At 70.6% G+C, this 25,911-nt stretch carries 13 protein-coding genes; 4 read left to right on the forward strand and 9 right to left on the reverse strand.

Features of this window, described 5'->3' with window-relative positions; translation table 11 throughout:
* From ACIOJD_RS17060 to ACIOJD_RS17090, 7 genes are all read right to left on the reverse strand, one after another.
* Positions 1–6,074, reverse strand: a 6,074-nt coding sequence (locus tag ACIOJD_RS17060) for a type I polyketide synthase (protein ID WP_401913958.1), incomplete at its 3' end; no start/stop codon positions are given.
* Between the two features lie 293 nt (positions 6,075–6,367).
* Positions 6,368–9,292: an AAA family ATPase gene (locus ACIOJD_RS17065; protein ID WP_401913960.1), complete on the reverse strand. Its 2,925-nt coding sequence runs from the start codon at positions 9,290–9,292 to the stop codon at positions 6,368–6,370.
* Between the two features lie 194 nt (positions 9,293–9,486).
* A complete protein-coding gene (locus ACIOJD_RS17070; RefSeq protein WP_401913963.1) occupies positions 9,487–10,194 on the reverse strand; it encodes a LuxR C-terminal-related transcriptional regulator in 708 nt (235 codons plus the stop codon).
* Positions 10,195–10,599: 405 nt separating this feature from the next.
* A complete protein-coding gene (locus ACIOJD_RS17075; RefSeq protein ID WP_401913965.1) occupies positions 10,600–13,434 on the reverse strand; it encodes an AAA family ATPase in 2,835 nt (944 codons plus the stop codon).
* A 4-nt stretch (positions 13,435–13,438) separates the two neighbouring features.
* Entirely contained in the window at positions 13,439–16,021 is a 2,583-nt protein-coding gene (locus ACIOJD_RS17080) for an AAA family ATPase (RefSeq protein ID WP_401913966.1), read from the reverse strand.
* Between the two features lie 295 nt (positions 16,022–16,316).
* Positions 16,317–19,151 carry an ATP-binding protein gene (locus ACIOJD_RS17085; RefSeq protein WP_401913967.1) on the reverse strand — a complete coding sequence of 945 codons (2,835 nt, stop codon included), beginning with the start codon at positions 19,149–19,151 and terminating at the stop codon, positions 16,317–16,319.
* 92 nt (positions 19,152–19,243) lie between these two features.
* Positions 19,244–20,005, reverse strand: coding sequence for a DeoR/GlpR family DNA-binding transcription regulator (locus ACIOJD_RS17090; RefSeq protein WP_401915462.1), 762 nt, complete (start codon positions 20,003–20,005; stop codon positions 19,244–19,246).
* A gap of 282 nt (positions 20,006–20,287) precedes the next feature.
* Between ACIOJD_RS17090 and ACIOJD_RS17095 the strand changes: the two genes are divergently transcribed.
* Together ACIOJD_RS17095 and ACIOJD_RS17100 are read left to right on the forward strand one after the other, a co-directional pair.
* The gene (locus ACIOJD_RS17095; RefSeq protein WP_401913969.1) at positions 20,288–20,926 is read left to right on the forward strand and encodes a TetR/AcrR family transcriptional regulator; all 639 of its coding nucleotides are present in this window, start codon (positions 20,288–20,290) and stop codon (positions 20,924–20,926) included.
* An 87-nt stretch (positions 20,927–21,013) separates the two neighbouring features.
* A complete protein-coding gene (locus tag ACIOJD_RS17100; protein WP_401913971.1) occupies positions 21,014–21,925 on the forward strand; it encodes a carbohydrate kinase family protein in 912 nt (303 codons plus the stop codon).
* Between the two features lie 171 nt (positions 21,926–22,096).
* Here the strand turns inward: ACIOJD_RS17100 and ACIOJD_RS17105 are convergent, their stop codons facing one another.
* The gene (locus ACIOJD_RS17105) at positions 22,097–23,101 is read right to left on the reverse strand and encodes a DUF6745 domain-containing protein (RefSeq protein ID WP_401913973.1); all 1,005 of its coding nucleotides are present in this window, start codon (positions 23,099–23,101) and stop codon (positions 22,097–22,099) included.
* Positions 23,102–23,240: 139 nt separating this feature from the next.
* Positions 23,241–23,582, reverse strand: coding sequence for a hypothetical protein (locus ACIOJD_RS17110; RefSeq protein ID WP_401913975.1), 342 nt, complete (start codon positions 23,580–23,582; stop codon positions 23,241–23,243).
* Positions 23,583–23,763: 181 nt separating this feature from the next.
* Here ACIOJD_RS17110 and ACIOJD_RS17115 point away from each other — a divergent pair, with 181 nt between their 5' ends.
* The gene (locus ACIOJD_RS17115; protein WP_401913977.1) at positions 23,764–24,720 is read left to right on the forward strand and encodes an STM4015 family protein; all 957 of its coding nucleotides are present in this window, start codon (positions 23,764–23,766) and stop codon (positions 24,718–24,720) included.
* A 3-nt stretch (positions 24,721–24,723) separates the two neighbouring features.
* Positions 24,724–25,884 (forward strand): STM4014 family protein, encoded by a 1,161-nt coding sequence (locus tag ACIOJD_RS17120; RefSeq protein WP_401915465.1) that lies wholly within the window; start codon positions 24,724–24,726, stop codon positions 25,882–25,884.
* Positions 25,885–25,911 lie beyond the last annotated feature (27 nt).

The raw sequence follows: 25,911 nt of genomic DNA on the forward strand, positions 1-25,911 counted from the left end.
AACCGCTCCAGCAAGAGCATCCCCACGCCCTCACCCCAGCCCACACCATCAGCCGCATCCGAAAACGCCTTGCACCGGCCATCAGCCGACAACCCACCCTGACGATCGAACTCCACAAAGGTCGTCGGAGTCGACATCACCGTCACACCGCCGGCCAAGGCGAGAGAGCACTCACCCGCACGCAGTGCCTGCGCCGCCAAGTGCATCGCCACCAGCGACGACGAACACGCCGTATCAATCGTGACCGTCGGACCCTCCAGGCCCAACGTGTACGCCACCCGACCCGACGCCACACTCGGCGCACTGCCGCTGCCCCGCAGCCCGTCGAACTCGCGCCCCGACAACAACGTCCCGTAATCGCCGTACATCACACCGGCGAAAACACCGGTCTGGCTTCCCCGCAACGACACCGGGTCGATACCCGAACGCTCGACGGCCTCCCACACCGTCTCCAGCAACAGGCGCTGCTGCGCATCCGTCGCCAACGCCTCACGCGGACTCATCCCGAAGAACTCAGGATCAAACTCCGCAGCATCGTGCAGGAACCCACCCGCACGCGTCGACAACTCCAGATCCCAACCACGCTCAGCGGGAACCTCCGAGACGGCATCCACCCCGCCGGACACCAGATCCCACAACTGATCAGGAGACGACACCCCACCCGGATACCGGCACGCCATCCCCACAATCACCACCGGATCGTCCGCCACCGGCGGCAACACAGCCACCGGCACAGGTGCAGCGGCCCCGGCGCCCAGCACCTGGTCCAACAGGTGATCGGCGAGCACCTGAACAGTCGGGTAGTCGAACACCAGCGTCGCCGGAAGCCGCAGCCCCGTCGCCGTGCCCAGTCCGTTCCGCAACTCCACCGCAGTCAGTGAGTCGAAGCCCAGGTCTCGGAACGTCCTATTCGCATCCACCGCAGTCGCGCCCTGGTGGCCGAGCACCAAGGCGACCTGGCTACGTACCAGGTCGAGCAGAACCTCACGCTGCTCGACCTCGTCGAGCCCCGCCAGTCGCCGCACGAGACCGTTCGCACCGGCCGGGCCGACCGTACGGCGGGCCCGCACCAGACCGCGCAGGAGTGGAGGCACCTCATCACCAGAGCCGGAGCGGAAGGCTGCGAGGTCCAAGCGCGCGGGCAGTACCACCGGCTCATCTGCGCCGATGGCCGCGTCGAACAGAGCTGTCCCCTGCTCGACCGACAGTGGCGGCATACCAGCGCGCGACATGCGCTCACGCTCGACCGTCGACAACTCGCCGAGCATGCCGTCCGCCTGCTCCCACGGACCCCACGCCAACGACACACCCGGCAAACCCAGCCCACGCCGGAACTCCACCAACGCGTCAAGGAACCCATTCGCCGCCGCATAATTCGCCTGACCAACACTGCCCAACGTACCCGCAGCCGACGAAAACACCACAAACGCCGACAGGCCAGCATCCCGCGTCAACTCATGCAAATACCAACCCGCATCCACCTTCGGACGCAACACACCATCCAACCGCTCCGGCGTCAACGACCCGACAAGACCGTCATCCAACACACCCGCCGCATGCACCACAGCCGAAACGTCATACTCAGCGAAAACCCCAGCCAACGCCTCACGGTCGGCCACATCACACGCCACCACACCGGCATCAGCGCCCAGCTCGCCAAGCTCAGCCACCAACTCCCGTGCCCCCGGAGCATCCAGCCCCCGCCGGGACACCAACAACAGATCCCGCACACCATGCTCAACCACCAGATGCCGGGCCACCACCGCACCCAAACCACCCGTACCACCCGTAACCAGAACCGTCCCAGAACCGCCCCACACCGGCCCCACCACATCGGGCACCGAAACCCGGGCCAACCGAGGAGCCACAAGCCGCCCCTCACGGACAGCCATCTCAGACTCCCCGACAGCCAACGCCTCCCACAGCACCGAACCCGAGCAGTCCCCGCTCTCCAACTCCAGCAGACCGAACCGCCCCGGATGCTCCGACTGCGCCGACCTCAACAGCCCACGCACCACACCAGCGACAGGCCCCTCAACGTCACCACGCACCACCACAACCAACCGGGAACCGGCAAACCGCTCCCCCGCCAACCACCCCTGCACCAATCCCAAAACCCGCGACGCCACACCATGCGCCGCATCCACCACGCCACCGGCCGCCGACGAATCCCCCGAAACCACCGCCAGCACCACACCGGCCACCGGCTCCTCACCCGCAGCCAACCCACCCAGATCCGCCCAGACCCGAGCCTCAACACCCGCCTCCCGCAACGCTTCCGCCAACGCCTCACCCGGCCCGACCACCGCAACACCGGACCCCGCCAACCCCGCGACATCCCCCGCCCCGGACACCGGAACCCACTCCACCCGGAACAGCGAATCCCGCCCCAGAACCTGACCGCCCCCGAGCTGATCAACCGCGAACGGACGCGTGACCAACAACTCGACCGACGCCACCGGACGACCCACCACGTCCACAACCGCGATCGACACCCCACCCCGCTCACCGTACGAAAGCCGCGCACGTACGGCCGTCGCCCCCGACGCGTGCAGAGACACGCCCTCCCAGGCAAAAGGCAGACCGTCGTCCGGCTCTCCGCCTGCGACCGCGGCGGCGTGCAGGACGGCGTCCAGCAACGCGGGATGCACCCCGAAGCCCTCCGTGCCCACGCCGTCAGGTAGGGCCACCTCGGCGAAGAGCTCGTCCCCGCGTCGCCATGCCGCCCGTAGCCCCTGGAACACCGGGCCGTACACGAACCCCGCCTCGGCCCGAGCCCCGTAGAAGTCGCCGAGATCGACCGGCTCAGCCCCGGCCGGCGGCCACACCGACGCGTCAAACGTCACTCCCGGCAGCGCTCCCGGACGCTCATCCCCCGCCGGAGCCAGCACACCCACCGCATGCAGACTCCACGGCAACTCCTCGGAACCATCCGACCGCGAATACACCTTCACCGACCGAAGCCCGGAAACATCAGGCGCCCCGACAAACACCTGAATCCGCACCGCATCCCGCTCGGACAGAACCAACGGCGCCGCCAGCGTCAACTCCTCGACCCGACCACACCCGACCTCATCACCCGCACGGATCGCCAACTCCACAAACGCCGTACCCGGCACCAACACCCGGCCCATCACCACGTGATCAGCCAGCCACCCGTGCGAACCCAACGACAACCGACCCGCGAACACCGCCCCATCCGAATCAGCCAACGCCACAGCCGCACCCAACAAAGGATGATCCGCCGACGCCAACCCCGCGGCTCGAATGTCTCCTGCTGCGGCCAAGGTGGCGGGCCAGTACCGCCGACGCTGGAAGGCGTACGTAGGCAGATCCACGCGTCGCGCTCCGGTGCCCGCGAAGAAGGCCGGCCAGTCCACGGCCACGCCCGTCACATGCAGGCGGGCAAGCGCCGAAACGGCCGCCGTCTCCTCGCCACGGTCCTTACGCAGCACGGGCACGGCCACGACCACGGCCTCGTCCGACACCGACTCCCGGACCAACGCCGACAGCACACCATCCGGACCCAACTCCAGGAATGTACGAACACCCGCATCGGACAACGCCCGCACACCATCGGCGAACCGCACCGTCTCCCGCACATGCCGCACCCAGTACTCAGGCACACACAACTCATCAGCCGTGGCCAGAGCACCCGTCAGGTTGGACACCACCGGAATCGACGGCGCACGGAACTCCAACCCCGACACCACAGCACGGAAATCGTCCAGCATCCCATCCATCAACGCCGAATGGAACGCATGCGACACCCGCAACCGAGACGTCTTCCGACCCAGCTCCCCCAGCCGAGCGGCGACCTCCAGAACCGCCCCCTCATCACCGGACACCACCACCGAGGCAGGCCCGTTGACCGCGGCGATCGACACCCGATCGGACAACAGCGGCAGAACCTCATCCTCCGCGCCCTGCACAGCCACCATCGCCCCACCCGACGGCAACGCCTGCATCAACTGCGCACGAGCCACCACCAAACGGCACGCGTCCGCAAGCGACAGCACACCCGCGACATGCGCAGCGGCCACCTCACCGATCGAATGCCCACCCACATAGTCCGGAGCAACACCAAGGGACTCCAGCAGCCGGAACAGAGCCACCTCCACCGCGAACAACGCCGGCTGAGCAAACCCGGTCTCACTGAGAAGTTCCGGGTCCTCACCCCAGATCACCCCACGCAGCCTGTCCCCGCCCAACGGCTCCAGCTCCGCGAAGACCGCGTCCAGCGCCTCCGCGAACACCGGGAACCGACCGTACAACTCCCGCCCCATACCCAGCCGCTGAGCACCCTGACCACTGAACAGAAACGCCAACGCCCCCGCGCCGTCCGCCCCGCGGGCCGCGTCGATCGCGCCCTGGGCGAGTCCCGACGTCTGCTCTCCCGTGGACAGCGCGGTCAGACCGGTGATGATCTCGTCGACGTCGGAGACCGAGAAGGCGGCACGGTGTTCGAAGGCCGACCGGGAAGTGGCGAGCGAGTAGGCGGTGTCGAGGACACTCAAATCCGTACCAACGGCCGAGGCCTTCGCGTTCACGGCGTTCAGCAGGCGCGCGGCCTGTGCGCGCAGGGCGTCGGGCGTACGGCCGGAGAGCAACACGGGCACGCTGGAGGGCACCAGATCGCGGACCGTTTCTCGCGGCTGTCCCGGCGCCGGGCTCTCCGCGTCGTCGGGCATCGCCGCCTCGGCCTGCCGGATCGGCTCGGGATCCGTCGCCTGCTCGATGATCACATGTGCGTTGGTGCCGCTGATCCCGAACGACGACACGGCCGCCCGCCGCGGCTCACCCGTCGACGGCCAGGCGGCGTTCTCGGTGGCCAGGCGCACCGAGCCCTGGGACCAGTCCACATGGGAGGACGGGGCGTCCACGTGCAGCGTGCGCGGCACGGTGCCGTGCCGCATCGCCATGACCATCTTGATCACGCCGGCGACGCCTGCCGCCGCCTGGGTGTGACTGAGGTTCGACTTGACCGAGCCCAGCAGCAGCGGCCGGTTCGCGTCGCGGTTGCGGCCGTATGTCGCCAGCAGCGCCTGCGCTTCGACCGGATCGCCCAGAGTGGTGGCCGTACCGTGGGCCTCGACGGCGTCGATCTGGTCGCTGGACAGCCGCGCGTTGATCAGGGCCTGCTGGATGACCTGTTGCTGGGACGGGCCGTTCGGGGCGGTCAGACCGTTGGAGGCGCCGTCCTGGTTGACCGCGGTTCCGCGCACCACCGCGAGGACGGGGTGTCCGTTGTGCCGGGCGTCCGAGAGACGTTCGAGGACGAGTACGCCGACGCCCTCGGCCCAGCCGGTGCCGTCGGCGGATTCGGCGAAGGACCGGCAGATCCCGTCGCCGGACAGGCCGCCCTGGCGGCTCATCTCGACGAAGGTCGCCGGGCTGGACATGACGGTCACGCCGCCGGCCAGGGCGAGTGTGCATTCTCCGGCCCGCAGCGCCTGCTCGGCAAGGTGCAGGGCGACGAGGGAGGACGAGCAGGCCGTGTCGATGGTGAGCGCGGGGCCGGTGAAGCCGAAGGTGTAGGCGATCCGGCCGGAGAGCACACTGCCGGAGTTCCCGGTGAGCTGGAAGCCATGGGTCGCCTCGGCGCCGCCCACCCGGTAGTCCTGGGCCATCGCCCCTACGAACACACCGGTTTCGCTGCCCCGGAGGGACGCGGGGTCGACACCGGCCTGTTCGACGGCCTCCCAGGCCGACTCCAGCAGCACACGCTGCTGCGGGTCCATGGCGATGGCCTCACGTGGCGAGATGCCGAAGAAGTCCGCGTCGAAGTCCGTCGCGTCGTGGAGGAAACCACCGGCGGTGGTGGACGAGGAGGCGAGCGATTCGGGGTCCCAGCCCCGGTCTGCGGGGAAGTCCCCGATGCCGTGTTCGCCGTCGGCGACCAGGCGCCAGAGGTCTTCCGGACCGGCCACTCCGCCCGGATAGCGGCAGGACATACCGACGATGGCGATCGGCTCCTGGGCCGAGGCCTCAAGTTCCCGCACCCGCTGGCGGCTCTGCCGCAGATCAGCGGTGGCCCGCTTGAGGTAATCCCTGAGCCTCTGTTCGTTGTCCATCTCAGCTCATCTCCACAGCGGTGGCCGGGGCGGTGTTCACTCCGCGCCGTCTCAGGTCGACGGCCCGGATGCGAAACAGGGGCATAGCGAATCGCGCTTGGGTAGCACGGACCGAGGATCGAGTGTCGTGGGGCATTGACGGGAAAATCCCTAGAACTCCGGTCCCTGGTTGGTCCGTTCCGTATGGACGTCGGCTTCGGCGCGCAGCTGTTTCGGCCCGCCCCGGTGAGATCGCGCCTGTTGTGGCCCGTGCCCGGATCGGCCCGTGTGTTGTTCGGCCCCCCGACGGTTGGTCAGACGGCCACATCGCTCTCGTTCTCCCGGCCGGCCAAGTCCGCGAGGAGGGCCAGTTCGGAGAGCTGGGTGCGGCCCGTCACACCGAGCTTTCGGTAGACGTTGGTCAGGTGCTTCTCCACGGCTCGCACGCTGACTCCGAGTTCCGTGGCGATACTCAGGTTTCCCTGCCCGGCGGCCACCAGGACGGCGATCCGGCGCTCCCTGGGGGTCAGCCGGGCGGCGGCGGAGCTGGCCAGGGCGCTGTTGGTCCGGACGCGGCCGTGCGCGGCGTCGCTGGTCTTCGACCGCGGCTCGTTGCCGGCGCTGCGTTCGACGGCGGCGGTACGGTCCCCGGCGAACAGCCTGAGCCCGAGCAGCAGATGCGCCTTCGCGGTCTCCAGCCGGTCGGCGGAACCGTCCAGCACCTCCACTGCGCGCAGCGCCAGCTCGACGCCGGGCTCGCCCTCGGTCATGCCGGCCCAGACCCGCAGCAGGCGGCCGACGACACTGGGGGCGCCCCAGGCCATCGCCTGTTCGTACTCGCGCACGATCAGGTCCTGGGCGAGGTCGGGCCTGCCGAGCCGGTATTGGAACCGTGCCGCCCAGGAGCGCCAGGGCAGCACGGCGGGGTTCGTCCAGCCCATGAGTTCGTGCTCGCGCCCGGCTTCGAGTGTGTGTTCAAGGGCGGCGGCGGTGTCGCCGGCCAGCGAGGCGAGCACCCCGTCGACCGCGTGCCCGAGCCAGGGGGCGAGCAGCGAGTCGTCCAGGGCCCGGTACTGGGCGAGCGGGCCGTGCGCGATGTCTGCCGAGCCGCCGTTGGCGATGGTCAGGGCCAGTGCCTCGCAGCAGCGTCCGGTGACGGAGGCGAGTTCGGGGTCGGCGTGTCGCAGTGTACGGGCCGCCAGGAGCGCGGCTTCGGCGTGCCGGCCGCGCCGTACCAGCGCGAACGCGCGCTCGGCGTCGGCGGTCAGCGCGTCGGTGCCCCGTTCACCGCCGGACAGGCGGGCCGTGACCGTCACGGCGGCGAGCCAGGCGTCGGCCTCGTCGAGCAGGTCGGCGGCGAGCATCGCCCGCGCGGCGAGCGGGAGGGCGGTGTGCAGGTCGTCGACGGCCGGGGGTGCGGCGAGGACGGCTCGGCGGGCCAGCTCGCCGACGGTGGCGGAGTCCGTTCCGGCGAGCATGCCCGCGTAGGCGAGAAGTGCGGCGCGGTCCCGGTCGGGACCTGTTCGAGGATCGAGGTGCCGGCCCTCGCGGCGGAAGGCGCGGACGGTCTCGGTGAAGGGACGGATGCGGCCGAGGTTCGCGAAGTCCATGCGTACGTCGAGGGCGAGTGCGGATGCGCGGCTCTCGCCGTCGAGCAGTGCCGGGTCCCCCAATGCCTTTGCCGTATCGGAGAGTTGGGTGCCGAGCCCACCGGGTGGCGACTCCCAGGCGAGTACGGGGAGGCGGGCGATCCGGCGGGCGCGGTCGGCGGGTGTGGGCAGATCGGGCAGGGCGTGGACCAGGTGCCGCACACCGCTGACGGGGGCGATGGTCCACTCGGCTCCGGCGAGTTCCACGAGGAGTTCGGCGCGATCCGGTCCGTGGTGGTCGACGCCGAGCAGAGCCTGTAACAGGTATTTCCTGGCCAGGGCGGGGTTGGAGTTCGCCAGGTGTGTCCGTGCCGCGGCGCGCAGGACGCAGATCTCCCAGTCGTCGGGTGGGTTGCCCGCGGCCAGCACGTGTCTCGCCACGTCCACGGGAGGTCCGCCCGCCGCGTGCAGGGCGCGCGCGGCCTTGGTGTGCCAGTGCGCTCCGGCCGCCGCGTCGAGGGAGTTCTCGACGGCGGTGCCGATGACATCGTGGGCAAAGCGTGGGGCCGGGTCGTCGGCGAAGTGCGGGGCCGGGTCGTCGGCGAGCAGTCCCGCGGAGGCGAGCGCGGCCAGGGCGGTGGTGCCGTCCGGTGCGGAGAGCCCGGCGAGGGTGAACAGTTGGGAGGTGTCGGTACGTGGGCCGAGGACGGCCAGCGCGACGGCGATCCGGTGGGCCGCCGGGTCCAGTTCGGCCAGGGCGCGGACCGCGTGGCCGCCGATGGAGGCGGGGCGCGCGGTCCGGGCTTCCCCGGGCCAGGGGCGCCGCCGGGAACGGCGGATTTCGCGCAGGACGGCGGCGAGGAACAAGGGCCTGCCGCCGCAGGCCTCGGCGCAGGCCCGTACGAGTTCACCGTGTGCGCCGTCGGGTTCACCGTGCGAACCGTCGAATCCGCCATGGAAGCCGTCGAGTTCACCGTGACCACCGTGTTCACCGTGTGAGCTGTCCAGGCAGTGCGCGATCATGGCGGATATGCCGTCCGGGGACAGCGGTCCGAGAGGCACGTGGTCGGTGACACGGGCGAGGAGGTCTCGCAGCGGCGGGGACGCGGCGGCCGGGTCGGCCGGATGCGGTGCCACGACCACGATCACGATCGGTGTCTCCGCCACCTTCTCGCCGATCAGCGCGAGCCAGCGCAGTGAGGGTACGTCGGCCCAGCGCAGGTCGTCGACGAGCATCAGCAGGGGCCGAGTCGCGGCCAGGCCGAGCACGACGTCCCGCAGTCGCAGTCCCTCGCCACGATCCAGGCGATCCGTACGGCCCAGGCGATCCACGTGATCCGCACGATCCGTACGCTCCACGTGGTCCGCGCGCTCCGTGGCCTCGGACGCCGGGGCGGCGTCCGCAGCCGGACACATACCGTGCAGCAATTGCCGGGCGACCCCCAACGGGATGTCGCTCTCGGAGCGGGCGCCCCCCGCGCGGAGGACGACCGGCCCGGACGGATGGGTGCGGCCGCCCAGTTCGCGCAGCAGCGCCGACCTGCCGGATCCGAAGGGACCCGACACGGCCACCAGGGCACCTTCCCCGTGGCGGGTACGGTCGAGCGCCCGCTGGATGGCCTCGATTTCCTGCGCGCGTTCGATCAGCACGAATCTCTTGTCCTCGTTCGGCTCTGTGAGTACCGGCCCGATCCGCGTACCGCCCCGTTCCACGTACCGCCCCGTTCCCCGTACCGGCCCCATCCACGTACCGGTCCGTTCGGGTATCGACGCGTTCCACATACCAACTCGATCGGTGTACCGGCTCGTTCGGCGTCGGAAGTTACCTCGTTCGGCGTCGGAAGTTACGAGGACACGTATTCGGGGCGAACCCGGGGCGGCCACTGGCCGACGGCGAAAACGCCCATGGAATAGCCTTTCGAGATCAGCGCGGGCCTGTTGGTGACCTTGAGTTTCCGCAGCAGGGAGGTCACGTGGTACTCGACCCCACCGCGGCTGAGGAAGAGCTTCGCCGCCAGCTGGACCGTCGACTCGCCGGCGGCCACGCCTTCGAGGATCCGCGCGTGGACGGGGCTGAAGAGCTTCCGGCGGCCGACCACCATCTGCGGGCCGGTCTCCGACGCCTCCGGCTTGACCAGGACCATGATGGTGCCGACCCGGCCGGCGCTCCCGCGCACCGCTATGCCGGTCATCTCACCCAGGAAGACCGAGTCCTTGGCACCCATCGCGACGATCTGGTCCGCGAAGCGCGGATTCTGGCCGTCGGTCAGACGGATGAACTCATTCTTCACTTTGCCCTGCACGCTGGGGTGCAGAAAATCACAGATGTTCTGTCCGTGAACGTTGTTGGAGGTCCGCCCGAACTGCTGGGTGAACAAACGGTTCGCTTCCAGCACCCGCAGTTCGAGGTCCAGATTCGCCATGCATATACCGGATTGCTCGAAGAGCGACCAGTAGATATCGCGATACTGCTCCGTGCAACGGTCCTGCAGCTGAGTCGGGATAATCTCTTTAGAGACGAGACCAGTGTTACTCACGGGATAGTCGACCATTTCTCTCAAGTCCGCTTGAGTTGACGATCCGATAGCGAATTCCGCCCCCGATGTGAAATTTTGTTTTCTTACTCAGTAGTCTATGAATGCCAAAACACATGTCAAGGGCAGGAAGTCGCTCGGGAACTCAATCCGCTTAAGTCTGCGGTGCCCGCACTCAACGGTTCGGTACAGCGCGGTTCGGTACGGTGCGGACTGTCTGACCTGGGGCTTTACGGTTTCTGGCGCGGGGGACCCAAAAAGTTAACGTCGCAACCACGCAGACGTAACCCCGCGTAAGATCCAACATGACCTCACACGTTCCAACATCACGAAAAGGATTACGGAGTCCCCGTCGGGGCCACGCTCAACCGGCGGACCGCGGTTCGGGAAAGAAATGTAAAAAACTATTCCCGCGCATGTCGGTCATTCACCGCGATGGTGAACTCCAAGCGCCTCGGCAAGCTCCGCACGGCCGCCGACGTCGAGTTTTCGATAACAACCGGTAAGGTGCTTTTCCACCGCACGTCTGGTGATGTCCAGCTCGCCCGCGATCTCCTGATTGCTGCGACCACGCGCGGCGAGTTCGGCAACGGTGGCCTCGGCGCTGGTCAGTACCGACCTGGCGACCGCGGCCGACGCCGGCGTCACCGCCCTGACCAGGCCTCCGGCCCACTCCCCCGGAGCGGACGTACGCAACTGCCGGGCCAGCCGACGGCCTCGGGCGAGCAGCCGGTCGCCCTCCACCGGAGTCTCCTTCTGCACACGCTTCCCGAGAACGATCAGGGTCCGCGAAAACTCCTGCCGGCTGTCCACGTCCCGCAGCACCTCGGCCGCCTGCCGCAGTGACTCCACGCCGCGTGGCCCGTCGGTCACCATTCCCCTGACCCGCAGCGCGCGGCCGAGCATGGTCGGCGCGCCCCAGGCCAGTGCCCGCCGGTGAAGCTCCTCGCTCAACTCGATCGCCTCGACGGCCTCGCCCAACCGGTGGTGGAGCAGCGCCGCCGACACCAGCCACCGCGACGTCGCCGGGTTGCGCCACCCGGCCCGGTCCAGCAGCCGGCCGCAGTCCAGGAACTGCGCCAGTGCCGCGGGCAGATCGCCACGTGCCGCGGCCAGGTCCCCCCGAAGATTCCGCCGCAGCATGACCGTCGACAGGTCGGTGCCCGAGCCGACCGCCGCCAGGTCGGTGCCGGGACCAATCGCCGCCAGAACCCGGTTGATCAGCGAGAAGTCCTGGAGTTCGAGGGCGACCGTGCCGAGCGCGATCGAGGCCATCCGTTTCGTCTCGGGCCGGTCCCGTTCGGCCAGCGTGAAGCCGAGCAGCGCGCATTCCCGCGCCTTGGCGACATGCCCGCGGCCGAGCAGCACCACGCTCCGCTGCGCCTCGACCACCGCGGTGAGCTCAGGCTTTCCCTGCCGCCGGACATGGGTGAGTGCGGCGTCGAGCCAGGACGAGACCGCGTCACCCGCGTCGGCGGCGAGCAGTATCCACGGCAGCATCTGCAACGACGCGCTCATCTGGTCACTGTTGGTCGGCTCGTGGTCGAGGAGCTTGCGGGCCATCCGTACGACCTCGACGCTGCCGAGCCGGCCGGTGAGTGCCGCGGACTGAAGCAGCACCACACGCAGTTCCCGCTCGGCGCAGCCTTCCCAGCCGACCGGGGCGGCGCCCCCGCCGAGTTCCGCGAGCCGCTTCATCGCCGACGTCAGTGCGTCGGGGTCCTCGAACCGCGCGAAGCGCGAGCGGGCCTCCAGCCTCAGGGCCATGTCCCGGTCGTACCCGTGCGGCGCGGCGACTTCACCGAAGCGGCCGAAGACGTCGTGGATGAGGCCGGCGAGTGGGCCGCCGCCCGTCATGTGCAGCGGGGCCCAGGACAGCACCTCGGCACGGCTGCGGTGGTCCGGCATCAGGCGTGCGGCCTGCGCGAGGTGCCGGACGGCCGAGTCCGGCAAGGTCACCAGTTCCACGGCGGCCAACTCCACCAGCACATCGGCCCGTTCACGGCCCTCGGCCGGCAGGTCCTGGAGGGCCCGGCGCAGATAACGCACGGCCACCCCCCACGCGCCACGTCTGCGCGCCGCCACCGCGGCCGCTCTGAGCTGATCGATCTCCCAGCAGTCGCGCAACCTGTCGACGTGCAGCAGCTGGGCGGCGATCGCCTCCGGGGCGGCCCCGCTCTCCTCCAGCAGTACGGCGGCGGCGCGGTACAGCCGCGAACTCTCCTCCGCGCTCAGGGATTCCTCGATGACACGGGCCATCGTGGGGTCGCACGCCTCGGGCCTGCCGGTACCGCTCAGCAGACCGGCCTGCCGCAGTACCGCCCGCGCGGCGGCACACTCGTCGCGGCTCAGTCCACTCAGCCGCGCGACCAGATCCTCGGTGGCATGATCGGCCAGCACCACCACCGCTTTCGCGAAGGTGTCGGCGGCAGGGTCGCGGCGCAGCAGGAAGAGCAACCGTTCGCGCCGGAACGTGCCACCGAGGGCGCGGATCCGTGGCACCTCCGCCGCCCGGCCGCGCAGCCGCTGCGCCAGGGCGCGGTCGAGCAGGACGCGCAGTTCCTTCGGCCTGCCGCCGGTGAGTTCGTGGCAGGCGTCCGCGAACTCGGGTGCGCAGGTGTCGCCGAACCGGGTCGTGACCAGCGTCGCCGTCGCCTCGGCGGACAGTGCCCGCGCGTGCAGACGCCGAGTGGCCACGCACTCGATTTCCCGGATCATAGGACTCCGGGTACCCGTTCCCTCCTGGAGTACCGCCCCGATGAGCAGCCGCATGCCGTCCAGCCGGGCCGCCAGGAAGGCCAGCGCGCGCAGCGATGCCTCGTCGACGCGGTGGAGGTCGTCGACAACGAGCAGCACGGTGCGCGTCGCGGCGAGTTCGGCCAGCGCCGTGTGCAGTCCGTGCAGGACCGATACGAGCATGTCGATGCCGATGTCCTCGCCGGGGTCGAGACCGGCCCCGCCGGACACCGGGGCGAGCATCTCCCGCGAGGCGGCGGGGATCAGGTCCTTTTCCGAGGCGAGCAGGGGCAGTACGAGCTGGCGCACGACACCGAGCGGGAGGCGTCGCTCGCTCCGCGCCCCGCCGCAGCGCAGCACGCGCGCGCCGGTCTCCTCGCCGGTCGCCACGAGTTCACGCAGCAGCGCCGTGGTACCCGTGCCCGGCTGGCCGTCGATCAGCAGCAGCGCGCCCTGGCCGGACTCGACCTCCAGTACGGCCTTGCGCACCACGGTCAGCTCGGGTTCGCGTTCCAGCAGCACGGCCTCACGCCTCCCGGTCGGCGGGCGCGAACCGGGCCACCAGCTCTGCCCTGCCCTTGATTCCGAGCTTGCGGTAGACCTTGCTCAGCCGCAGCTCGACCGTACGGGTGGCGATGTCGAGCCGCCCGGCGATCTCCCTGTTGAGCCGGCCGCGAAGGGCGAGCCGGGCCACGTCCCGCTCGGGCTCGGGCAGCGCGTCGAGCGCGGAGGGCTCCGGTTTCTCCGACCGGCGTTGGGTGTTCAGAGTGATGTCCACACCGAGTTCGGCCAGCTTCTCCATGGTGCGGCCGCACATCCGCTCGACGGCCTCGCCGGTGCCCCAGCGCTCCAGTACGGCGTGTTCCTCGGCGACCAGCCGGGCGGCCCTGTCGGAGGCGCCGAGCGTACGGTGCGCCACTGCGGCCGTGCTCCGCCAGGGCAGCAGCATCGGGTTCTTCCACCGGCGGGCGCGCAACAGCCGGCCGCACTCCTCCAGGTAGACCAGGGCGCGCTCGGGGTCGCCGGTGACCAGCCGGAGTTCGGCCCTGGCGTAGAGCAGGTAGGCCCAGCCGATGCCCTGGTCGGCGACGTCGGGGAGCGGGCGGGCGGCGACCTGCCGCGCCTGTTCGAGTTGGCCGCAGCGGATCTTGCCCATGATGTCGAACGCCACGAACTTCGCGGCCAGCGACGGATGCCAGGAGTCGAAGGGCAGTTCCCGCAGGGCGGTGGCCAGGTCCCGCAGCCCCTCCTCGGGGCGGCTCCGGCGGATCGCCGCGCCCCCGCGGTGGAGCAGCGCTCGGGCGGTGATGGCTCGGGCGTGCTGTCGGCGGGCGTCGGCCACCACGGAGTCGAAACCGCGCAGGGCCGGTTCGACGTCGACGGCGCACAGCAGCGCGCGGGATGCCGCGATACGGCACATCAAGGGGACTTCGGTGTGCGCGTCGAGGGCGGCCGTGGCCAGTTTCCGTACGCGTTCGCGCTCCTCGGCCTGGGTGGCCAACTGCCAGGCGAGGACCGCGGCCTGGGCAGCGTCGGCAGGGCGGGCAGCGGGGGCCGGCAGCGGCGCGACGGGGATCTCCGGGCGGGTGCCGACCTCCTCCTGCGCGAGCCGGCCGAGGGCGCTCAGCGGAGAGAGCTGGGCCGCGTCGAGGGAACCGGCCGACGCCTGGTACAGCTCGGAGAGCACGCGCCGGGCGGTCTCGGCGTCGCCGCGTCCGAGCAGCAGGTCGGCCGCCCGCAGCACGGACGGCCACGCGTCCGCGCTCGCGTACCGTACGAGGACCTGGCGGAGCCTTCCGTCGCTGGCCTGAGGCGCGTTGACGACCTCGATGGCCGCGAGCCGGGTGAGGACCCTGGCGCGGTCCGCGTCGTCCATCGGCTCGCGCAGGGCGCGGCGCAGGTCGGTGGCCGCGGCAACCGTCCTGCCCTGCCGCAGCCGGTGCGCGGATGCCTCGCCGAGTGCCTTGCCGGCCCAGGGCAGGCCCGAGACGGGCGCGGCGCCGAGGAGGTCGGCGACGGCGACGGCCTTGGCGCCGGCCTTCCGGCCGAGATCGGCCGCCCGTAGGTACAGGGCATCCCGCTCGGTGGAGTCCATGGCCGCGAGCACGTCGGCGGCGAGACGCGGGGAGGCGGGCCGGGGCGCGCCGGGGTCGACCGCGAGGCCCGCGACGAGGAGGGTTTCGAGGGCGGTGTCCGCGCCGGCCCCATGGAGTCCGGCGAGCGCGGCGGAGATCTCGAATGCGAAGTCGTCGCCGACGGCGGCCAGTATCCGCAGCAGTGCGAGCGCGTCGGTCGGCAGGCCTCGTACGGCACGCTCGGCGCGCGCCGGCCAGGCCGCCTCGGCGACCGTGGTCAGACGCGGGATTGCCGCGGCGTCCAGCGGCAGGTTCAGGGCGATGAAGCGGTCGGCGACGGCCCGTAGTACGGCCGGCCGGCCCGATGTCGCGTCGGCGGCCGCCTCGGCCACGGAGTCCTCGGTCTCGCGTCCGCTCAGGTTCTCCAGCAGCTGGCGGGTCTCCGCCGCGGACAGGGGGGTCAGCGGGAATTCACGCGCCGTGGAGAAGCCCGCGTCGTCCAGGAGGTGGTCCTCGCCGAGGTGGCCGGCGAGCGGGCCGTGGCTGGATCCGACGAGCAGGACCGGGGAGTGGTGCATGCGCCGGGTCATGGCGGCGAACCAGCGCAGCGACCAGGGGTCGGCCCATTGCAGGTCGTCCACGGCGAGCAGCAGCGGCCGCTCGGCGGCGAGAGCCAGGAACTCGTCGCACAGCCGTGGCACCGATGCGGCGAGGCGGCCGTCCCGCAAACAGGCCGTGGTCAGTTCGAGTACCCGGGTCGGCGGGCGGAGCCCGGCGAAGAGCTGGGTCACCGCAGCGTAGGGAATGTCCGATTCGACGGGCGAGCAGCGGGCGAGTCCGGCTGCCAGCCCCCGGGCGCGGGCCAGGGTGGCGACCCGGTTCAGTACGGCGCTGCGTCCGATGCCCATCGGGCCCGTCACGCCGGCCAGACCCGACGCGCCGCCCTCCAGGGTCTCGATCATGTCGCCGAGCGCGGCCAGGACGCTTGCCCGGCCGACGAGTTCGTCGGCGGCCACCGGGGGTGCGAGGCTCATCGCGACACCTGCCGGGAAGCCGTACGGATGGCGAGGGCACCGGCAGAGTGCGCCGCGTCCGTGAAACGCGCGCGACAATTCCGCATGCACACCTCTCGTATCACTCGGGTCAGTGAGTTGTATTGAAGTGGTGACAACGGAGGTTACAACTCCGCAGGTGACGATGTGGCCCCCTGACGGTAACGTTGAGCTTTTCTTGAGGTTGCGGGAATCGCAACGCGCATTGATACATGCTTATCGAGCGCAAACGGACCCAATGAGGATTCTTTTTCCTCAAGCCCTTATCAAGGGGACGCTACGTCTGTGACAGTACGTCGGCCAACTCCTGCCTGCCCCGGATGCCCAGCTTCCGGTACACGCTGGTGAGGTGGAACTCGACGGTCCGCTGGGTGAGGAAGAGGGACTCGGCGATCTCCCGGTTGGTCGCCCCGGCGAGTACCTGTTCCACGACGCGGCGCTCGCTGCCGCTCAACGCGTCCGCGGGTGAGGCGGTGCCGCTGCGCAGTCGGCCGCCCGCCTCGGTGAGCGCGGGCAGCGACTGGTCGAGTTGCAGCTTGTCCCGGCACAGCACGGACAGGTCGATCGAGCGGCGCAGCCGGTCCCGCGCGCCGTCGGCGTCGCCCCGCCGGTAGAGCCTGCGGCCGAGCAGGTACTCGGCCCTGGCCTGTTCCAGTTTGCCCGGCGAGTCCGCGAGGGTGTTGACGGCCTCGGTGAGCAGTTCGATCCCCGCGTCGCCCCGGGTCAGCACACCACGGGCCATGCCGAGCATCCCCGCCGCCCGTTTCGTACCCCAGCGGTGTACGCGCTCCTCGACGCCTTCGAGGATGTCCAGCCCTTCGTGGTGGCGGCCGAGTCCGGCGAGCGCCTCCGCGGCGTCGAACCACCACGGGGCGAGCACGGGGTTGCCGATGCCCGCCTCCGCGAGGCTGTCACGGCAGCGGTAGAGGTGGATGAGCCCGCGCTCGCGGTCGCCGAGCGCGGTCCGGACCCGCGCCCGTGCCATCAGGTACCAGTGGTATTCGACGGTGAAGTGGTCGAGGCGCGGCCGGGTGACCACGTCGAGGACTTCCTGGGCCCGTTCGGGCTCGCCGCGCCGGACGAGCGCCGATGCCAGCGCGGCCTGGGGCAGGACCACGTTGGGGGCCCAGGACTCCTGGAGCGTGAGGTCGAAGGAGAACTGGGCGTCGGAGAGCGCCTCTCCCACGTTGCCCGTCCACCGGTGGACCTCGGCGCGGGTGCTGGCGGCGAGCGTGCACGTCCATGCCTCGCCGCGGCTTCGCGCGTGCTCCAGCAGGGTGGTGAGCGCGTTCAGCGCGGGATCGATGTCGTCGGCGAGGTAGAGCGACAGGCTGGCGCCGAGGAGCGTCCATCCGCCGAGGGCGACGTCACCGATGCGCAGGACCTTCTCCGCCTGCGCCGCGACCTCGGTGGCGGGCCTGCCGTCCAGGGTGCCGAGCGAGGAGAGCATCGCGAGGAGTTGGCGTTCCTCGGCGGTGTCGCCCTGCGGGGGGACGTAGTCGCGAAAGCGCCGCTTGACCGCGCCCAGGGTGGCCTTCTCGTCGATGCCGGAGATCAGGTAGACGGACTCGACGAGGGTGCGCAGCGCGCGGTCCGCGGGGGTCGGGTTCTCTCCGGTCTCCGCTTCGATCGCCTCCAGTACCTCTTCCACCAGTTCGAAGGCGCGCAGGGAGTTCTGCACGCCCAGCGAGGTCAGCGCGTACTGCACGGCGAGCGGGACGCGGGCACGGGGGTCGGGTACCAGGGCGAGGGCTCGTTCCAGCTGCTCCAGCGCCGTCCACGGGTCGCTCTGGGCACATGTCCGGGCCGACTCGGTGAGCAGAGCGACATCATCCGGGTCGTGCTTGAGGGCCTGGGAGAGGTAGTGGGCCGCGACGGCGGGCGCGCCCCGGTGTTCCGCGCTGGCCGCGGCGGCGCGCAGCGCCCCGACCATCCAGGGTGCCGGTTCGCCGGGCAGCAGCATCAGTTGGACGGCGGCGTCCTCGGCGGGGCGGCCGGAGTCGTTGAGGAGCCGGGCGGCCCGTTCGCGCAGGGCGATCTCCTCCTCGGCGGCGGTCGCGTCGAGCACCGCGCCCCGGAGGAGATCGTGGGCGTAGTCGAGCCGGTCGTCGGCCAGGAGTTCGCCCGCCCTGAGTGCTTCGACCGCCGCGCCGGCCGGGCCGGGCTGGGTCCCGGCGAGCGCGGCGATCATCTCCACGCTCTCGCCGCCGAGTACCGCTATCGCCTTGGCGACCGCGTACGCGTCCTGCGGGAGACGGTCGAGCAGGGTACGGGCCACGGCGTCGCGGCCGAGTTCGTCGAGCAGCGCCACCTGCTCGGCTCCGGGCGGCACGTGGTCGCCGCGCAGCCGGGTGACCACCCGTCGTACGAGGAAGGGGTTGCCGCCGGTGATCTCGTGGCATTTGCGGGCGAAGTCCGGGTCCGGTTCGGTGTCGAAGGCCGAACGCAGCATGGCGGCGACGGCCTCGGCGCAGAGCGGCGGCAGGTCGAGGGTCACACAGCCGAGGAGGTCGCCGATCTCGTCGAGGAGTTCGGGGCGGGGCTCGTCGTGGCCGGTGCGCTGGGTCATCACCACCATGAGGGGCAGGTCCTCGGCACGGCGCAGGAGGAAGGCGAGCCAGCGCAGCGAGGTCTCGTCGCACCACTGGACGTCGTCGATCGCGAGCACCACCAGGCCGTCGGCGCTGAGTCCGGCGGTGAGCCAGTGCAGGCCGTGCATGACGGCGTACGTGTCGGTGGGGCCGGCGTCCTCCTCACGGTCCGGCCGCAGGACGGGCAGCGCGAGGCGCGCGCTGCCGCTGAGCAACGGGGAGTCCTCGGCCCCGTCCTCGGTGAGCCGCAGCGGCCCGAACAGGTCGCGGACGGTCCCGTAGGCGGCCGAGCCGCTCTGCGGACATTTGGCGGTCAGTACGGTCCTGGCGACGGAGCCGAGGCCGGCGAGAGCGGCGGAGACGAGCTGGGTCTTGCCGATGCCCGCGGGGCCGCGCAGCAGGACGGCCTGGCCCTCGCCGAGGGCCGCACCGCGGGCACGCTCCGCCAGGAGGGACAACTCCCAGTCACGACCCGCCAGTTCCACGTCCGGTTCGAATTGCGGACCACTGCGAGCGGCCACCGTGACTCCTCATTGCTGCGGTGACGAGGGTGGGGACCAAATGACCCGACACGGCAAACGGAGGTGATCACTTGGGTGACGATCGTACCGCTTCAGACGGTCAGCACACGCGGGCCCGCTCGCCCGATGCGCCTGGCCAGACAGGAGTCGACCCGGTCATCCGTAATCAGTGTGTCGATATCGGCAAGGTCGCCGAACCGGGCGAAATGATCCCGCCCGACCGTGCTGTGATCGGCCAGTACGACAGTGCGTCCGGCCGCCGAGATCGCCGCTCGCTTGACCATGGCCTCGGAGGGATCCGAGGTGGTCAGGCCACGTGCGAGGGACACTCCGCCGGGCGCCAGGAAGGCGACGTCGACACGGATCTCGCTCAGCAGGCGCATGGCCCAGTCGTCGACCGCGGCGAACGGACGGGACTTGATCCGGCCGCCGACCAGCATCACGGTGACGCCGTTCTTGTCGGTGAGGCGCAGTGCCGCGTCGATGGCATTGGTCACCACGGTGAGTTGACGGTCGACGGGAATGAGCTCCACGAATTCATCCACTGTTCGCCCGCCGTCGAGGAACACCGCGCCGTCCTCGGGGAGGTGAGCCAACGCGGCCTGGGCGATGCGCCGTCGCTCCGAGACGGCCGGCTTGTCGGTCCGGGGCTTCTTTTTGGCCCCCGGTCCCGTGTCCACCGGGATGGCTCCGCCGTGCACTCTGCGCAGCAGGCCCCGCTGTTCGAGTAGTGTCAGGTCGCGGCGCACCGTCTCGGTGGTGATGTCGAATCGGGAGGCCAGGCCGGCCACCCGGACCCTGCCCGTTCGCCTCACCACTTCAAGGATCGTCTGCTGGCGCTCCTCGGCGTACATCCCCGCCTCTTCACTCAGCACTGCCCCGGCAACCCTCGTGTCCCTGGTGCGGCATGCCCCTCCGGCGACCTTCCCCACATCACACGCGTCACGAAGCAGCGTCGCAGCGGCTGAAACAACGGCACTTGAACGTGGAAACGCAGGCTAACACCCGCTCAAAGTCACGTCCTGTAGTCGCCCTGAGCCGGCTGAGGTCTCAGGGGTCCGTGCGGAACGGGCGGACGACCTCGATCGAGGCAATGCGGCTCCGGTGAGTCAGTGCGGCTTCGGTAGGGTGACCGCGTGGCGAGAGTTCGACTCAGCGTGGCGGAACGACGCGACGACCTGTTGCGCGCCGCCGTCGGACAGATCGAGGCACGGGGCGTGGCGGCCCTGCGGATCTCCGATGTCGCCGCCGTGCTCGGCGTCAGCAACGCCCTGGTGCTCTATCACTTCGAGACGAAGGAAAAGCTGGTCGCCGCCGCCTTCGCGCATGCCGCGCGGGACGATCTGGCCCGTCTTCACGTACTGCTCGGCCGTCGCGGCACCGCCCTGGCACGGCTGCGTGGCGCGGTCCGCTGGTACGCGCCGACCGGCGACGCGAAGGGCTGGACGCTGTGGATCGAGGGATGGGCGGCCGCCCTGCGCGAACCGGCGCTGCGCGAACCGGTCCGCGCTCTCGACCAGCGGTGGAAGGCGGCTCTCGCCGATGTCATCGCGGAAGGCGCGGCGGCGGGCGAATTCCGCTGTACGGACCCGTCGGGGGCGGCCTGGCGGCTCACCGCGCTGCTGGACGGTCTCGCGGTCCAGATGACGTCGTACGCAGGCGCGCTGGAGCGCGACACGATGCTGCGGTGGCTGGACGAGGCACTCGCCCAGGAACTGGGCCTCGGCCCCGCCCATGAGCCGGGCCCCGGTCCCACGGAGCCCGACGGGCCCTGACCCGGCCCGCCGAAACCGGGAAGCGGGAGGCGTCACGTTGGCCATACTGGGCGGCACGCGAAGGTGTCCGGAACCGAAAGGGAGATTGTGACGCAGCAGCAGACCGATCAGCTCCATCACGATGTGCTGGTCGTCGGAGGCAGCGGGGTGGATACCGTCGTCCGGGTCGACTCGCTGCCGGTTCCACTGGCCGACGCGGTCAGCGTGGGGCCGATCCGTGAATCGCCGGGGCACACCGGTGGCAATGTGGCCCTCGGCTGCCGGGCCCTTGGCCTGGACGTCAAGTTCCTCGACTACATAGGCGACGACTGGACCGGGAACCAGGTCCGCGAACGGCTCACGGCGGGCGGTGTGGACTTCCAGGCGCTGATCTCCCCCGCCGGTACCCGGCGCGCGGTCAATCTGGTCGAGAAGACGGGCCGCCGCATGTCCTTCCACGACGCCCGGGACCCGGACGATCTGCGGATGCCGCGCGACTTCTACCTGCCCCATCTCCAGCGGTCCCGTCATGTTCATCTGTCGATCACCAACTTCACCCGCTTCCTCTACGACGACATCGAGGCGCTCGGCGTCCCCGTCTCGACCGATCTGCACGACTGGGACGGTCTCTCCGAGTACCACAGGGAGTTCGCGCTCCGCTCCGACCTGGTGTTCCTCAGCGCGGCCGGGGCGAGCGAGCGGATCGCCTCGGTGATGCGGGAGATCCTGCGCGAGGGCCGTGCCGAAGCGGTGATCGCGACGGCGGGCGCGGGCGGCTCGTATCTGATGAGCCGCGAGGGCAGCCGCACCCCTCGCCCGGTCCCGGCGACCGTCCCGCCCACGCCGGTGGTGGACTCCAACGGTGCGGGTGACGCGTACGTCTGCGGTTTCCTGTACGGACGGCTGGCGGGCCGGGACCTGGAGGAGTGCGCCCGGCTCGGCGCGGTGGCGGGTGCCTATGCCTGTACGGGCGAGGGCAGCACGGCACTGATCGCACCGGACGACCTGCTCGTGGGCTGAGGTCCGGGGCCCGGCCCGGACCTGGCGGACGTGGCGGACCTCGCGGATCGGGCAGTCGAGCCATACGGACCGGCAAACCGTACGGACCGACGAGCCGGTCCGACCTGCGAGCCGTTCGGACCGGCAAATCGAGACACTCCGACCGGACCGTCGGGCCGTTCTTCACACCCGTCAGGTCTGGCGCGCCGGTTCGTACTCCTCCGCCTCGAGCCCGAAGGTCCAGGCAACTCCCTGCCTCGCCGTCCGTGTCGTGGGCGGCACCCGCAGCCAGTACGTGCGGTGGGTGCCGTCCGGCTCCGGTGTGGAGTTGACGACCTCGACCATCGAGATGTCCTCGTCCCCCCGCATCTCGATCTTCCACAGGACGCCGGTCTCGTCGTCGTGGACGGACTTGGCGCCCGACTCGCTCAAGTAGCGGTCGTAGCCGTAGTACTCCAGCATCACCCGGCGCAGCTCGGCGTTGGCCTCGTCGCGTATCCGCTCGGGGGTCAGCGACGGCAGCTCGTCGAGGAACCCGGCGGGGACCGGCATGCCGCGCCACGCGTACAGCGCGAAGCCGTCCGCATAGGCGAGCGCGGGGCCGTCCCCCCGGTCGAGGCGGCCCGCCTCGTCGCGATGGAGCGCCACGGGACGCTCGCAGATCACCACGGCGTGTTCGTACGGCCACCACCAGCCGGCGTGCAGCGCCACTTCGGCGAGTCCTTCGAGACGCTCGCTGTGGCCGTCGAAGGCGGCGAGCCAGGCCGCGTCGTGCTGTCCGAAGACCGCGTCGAGCAGCACCATGCGTATCCCGGCCGCCTCTGCGGGCTCCTCCTCCGCGAAGGCCTCCATCACTCCGGCACGTATCCGTTCGGTGAGTGCCCGGGTGATGTCCCAGAGCCGCGCACCGGTCACGCTCCAGTGCTCGGCCCAGCCGAGCGGACCCAACGCGTCATGCACCCGGCGCCGTTCCTCCGCCCAGGGGCGCGTACGTACCTCGTCGCGCACCGACCGGCCGGCGCCTGCGATCGCCCGCGCCGCCCGCGCGCCGGCCAGCGGTGAGCCGGCCCAGACGAACCGCTCCGGCTCCGCCAACCCCGCCCTGCGGTAGGCGAGTCGCACCCCTCGCTCGGCGGCAAGCCGGTCCGTCCCTCCCGTCGCCGCCGCGACAGCCCGCCACTTGTCCACGTCATTCATGTCCGAAGCCCCGTCCCCTGTCAGCCGTGTCGGCTGTCTCTCCGTACCGCGGCCGGCCGCGCCGCCGCGGTCCGCCGGATCCGCGCGTCCGCGCGACCCGCGTACCCGTGCGGACCATGTGTCCGCACGCGCCGTGTGCTCAGTCCGCGACGACGCGGACCGCGCCCGGGATGTACTCACGCTGGCGCACCACCCGGAACCACCCCTTGGGCAGCGGTATCGCCGCGTGCTCCTCGTGCACCACCCGTCCGCCGTCCGGGAGATGGAGGAACATCGGCGCCGACAGGTCGCCGCCCTGTTCCCGGATCAGCCGTCCCGGCCCGGTCACCGCGTGGGCATGGCCGGTGACCTCACCGAGCGCCAGGACCAGTCGGCCACGCGCGTCCCTCGGCTCACCGGACACGGCTGCGGCGTCCGTGAATGGCGCCGGCACCGTCTCCTGCGCGACGGGCACGATCAGTACGTCTCCCTGCCGGAACATGGCTCTCCCCTCGACGGGCGGCGCCGAGTGCGCCGACCTGTGAAAGACGCTACGGGGAGGGTCTGACAATCGGCCCCGGCGCTCGGAGAGACCTCCCGGCGACGGGCATTGTCAGTGGCACTTGGTAGAACTGCTGCCACATCAGCCGATCTCCGCTTCACCGCAATCGGGAGCACCCACGATGGCCATTGACGACGACTTCATGCAGGAGCTGTACGGCCTGCCCGTGTTCGACTTTCCCGACGCCGAGACGAAGGCGGAGCTCCCCGCTCCCTCCTCCGTGGCGTGGCGTGTCTCGGTCGAAGCGTATGACTCCGAGGTGGAGTGGGAGCAGGAGTTCGCCCGGTTCACCGAGACGGTGGACACCACCGAGGTCCGGGCACTGATCGTGGGGGCGTGGAGTGATGTCTACGATTCGGGACCCGCCGAGGTGATCGAGGCGATTGTCGCGGCGCGCGACCAACTGCCCGCGCTGCGCGCCCTGTTCGTGGGCGACATCGACTCCATGCAGTGTGAGATCTCCTGGATCAACCAGGGGCTGGTGACCCCGCTGCTCGACGCCTTCCCGGCGCTGCTCGAGTTCGGTCTCCGGGGCGGTCAGCACCTGGAATTCCCCGCCGTCCGGCATGAGCGACTGCGCTCGCTCACCATCGAGACCGGTGGCCTGGACGCCGAGATCGTGCGGAACGTCGGAGCCAGCGACCTGCCCGCGCTGGAGGAACTGGACCTCTGGCTCGGCACGTCCTGGTACGGCGCGACCACCAGCGTGGCCGATCTCGCTCCCATCCTGGCCGGTTCACGGCTTCCCCGGCTGCGGCATCTGGCGTTGCACAACAGCGACATCCAGGACGAGATAGCGACCGCGGTGGCCGGCGCCCCCGTCGTGGCCCGTCTGGAGACTCTCGACCTCTCCATGGGCACCCTCGGCGACGAGGGCGCGGAGGCGCTTCTCGGCGGTCAGCCGCTCACCCACCTCAAGAAGCTCGACCTGCACCACAACTTCCTGAGCGAAGGGATGCGGGACCGGATCCTGGCCATACTCGGCACGACCGGCGTGGAGGTCGACCTCTCCGAGACCGAGGACGCGGACATCGCTGACGACGGCACGGAACATCGCTACACCGCGGTAGCGGAGTAGATGATGCTGCCTCACCCGAGCACCACCGATGCCGGCCTGACCGTGGTCGGCATTCCCGGCAACCGCCGCGTGACCCTGTTCCAGGACGCCGTGCGGGCCGCCGGGCTGCCCCCGGCCCGTGAGGTGTCATGGCTCGATGTGCTGGGCGGCCGGGCCGAGTTGAGGGCTGGTGAGACCGTACGGATCGACTCACCGGGCGAGGACCCGGAGGTGGAGAAACTGCTGCGCGGCGCGGACGACCTCACCCGAGTCGAGGGAACGGGCCTCTGGTACGAGCGGTTCACCAGCGCGGTCCGGGGTCTGGGCCAGGCGGCGTCCGCCGTGGGGGCCGATCTGCTCGACGCCCCGGACGAGTTGGCGGTGCTCTTCGACAAGCGGCTCTGCCACGGCGTGCTGGACGCGGCGGGGGTACGGGTTCCCGCGTCGCCCACCTCGGGCGCCGGCTCCCCGGCCGTGTCCGGCTGGGACGACGTACGGGCCCTGATGGCCGGTGCCGGGCTGAGCCGGGCGTTCGTCAAGATCGCCCATGGTTCGTCGGCGTCCGGAGTCCTCGCCGTCGAGACGGCGGGCCCCGGACGGGTCCGTGCCACCACGTCCGTCGAACGCGACGGGCAAGGGCGCCTGTTCAACTCGCTGCGGGTGCGCCGCTACACGACGGAGCGCGAAGTGGCCGCGATCGTGGACACCCTCGCGCCCGACGGACTGCACATCGAGCAGTGGATACCCAAGTCGACATGGGAAGGCCGGTCCGCCGATCTGCGGGTGGTGGTCGTCGCGGGCAGGGCCACCCACGTGGTCGTACGGACCAGTGGGTCCCCCATGACCAACCTCCACCTCGGTGGCACCCGGGCGGATCTCGACGCCGTCCGCGCCGCGATCCGGGCGGCCGGTGGCAGCTGGGCCACGGCTCTCGCCATCTGTGAGAAGGCGGCCGCCTGCTTCCCCGGGACCCACTGCGTGGGCGTCGATCTGCTGCCGGCCTCGAACTGGCGGCGGTTCACGGTCTGCGAGGTCAACGCCTTCGGCGACCTGCTGCCCGGCCTCACCGGGCTGCCGGGCGGCGACGCCGAAGGTCTGGACACATACGCGGCACAGCTCGCCGCCCCGCCGAGGCGCGCCACCCGTGCGACAGCCGTGGCGTCACCGTGCGGCCACCTGGCATGAGGGCCCCCGGCACGAGGTCACCTGGCA

The sequence above is a fragment of the Streptomyces sp. NPDC088116 genome, from assembly GCF_044741745.1.
In the GTDB taxonomy this organism is placed as follows: domain Bacteria; phylum Actinomycetota; class Actinomycetes; order Streptomycetales; family Streptomycetaceae; genus Streptomyces.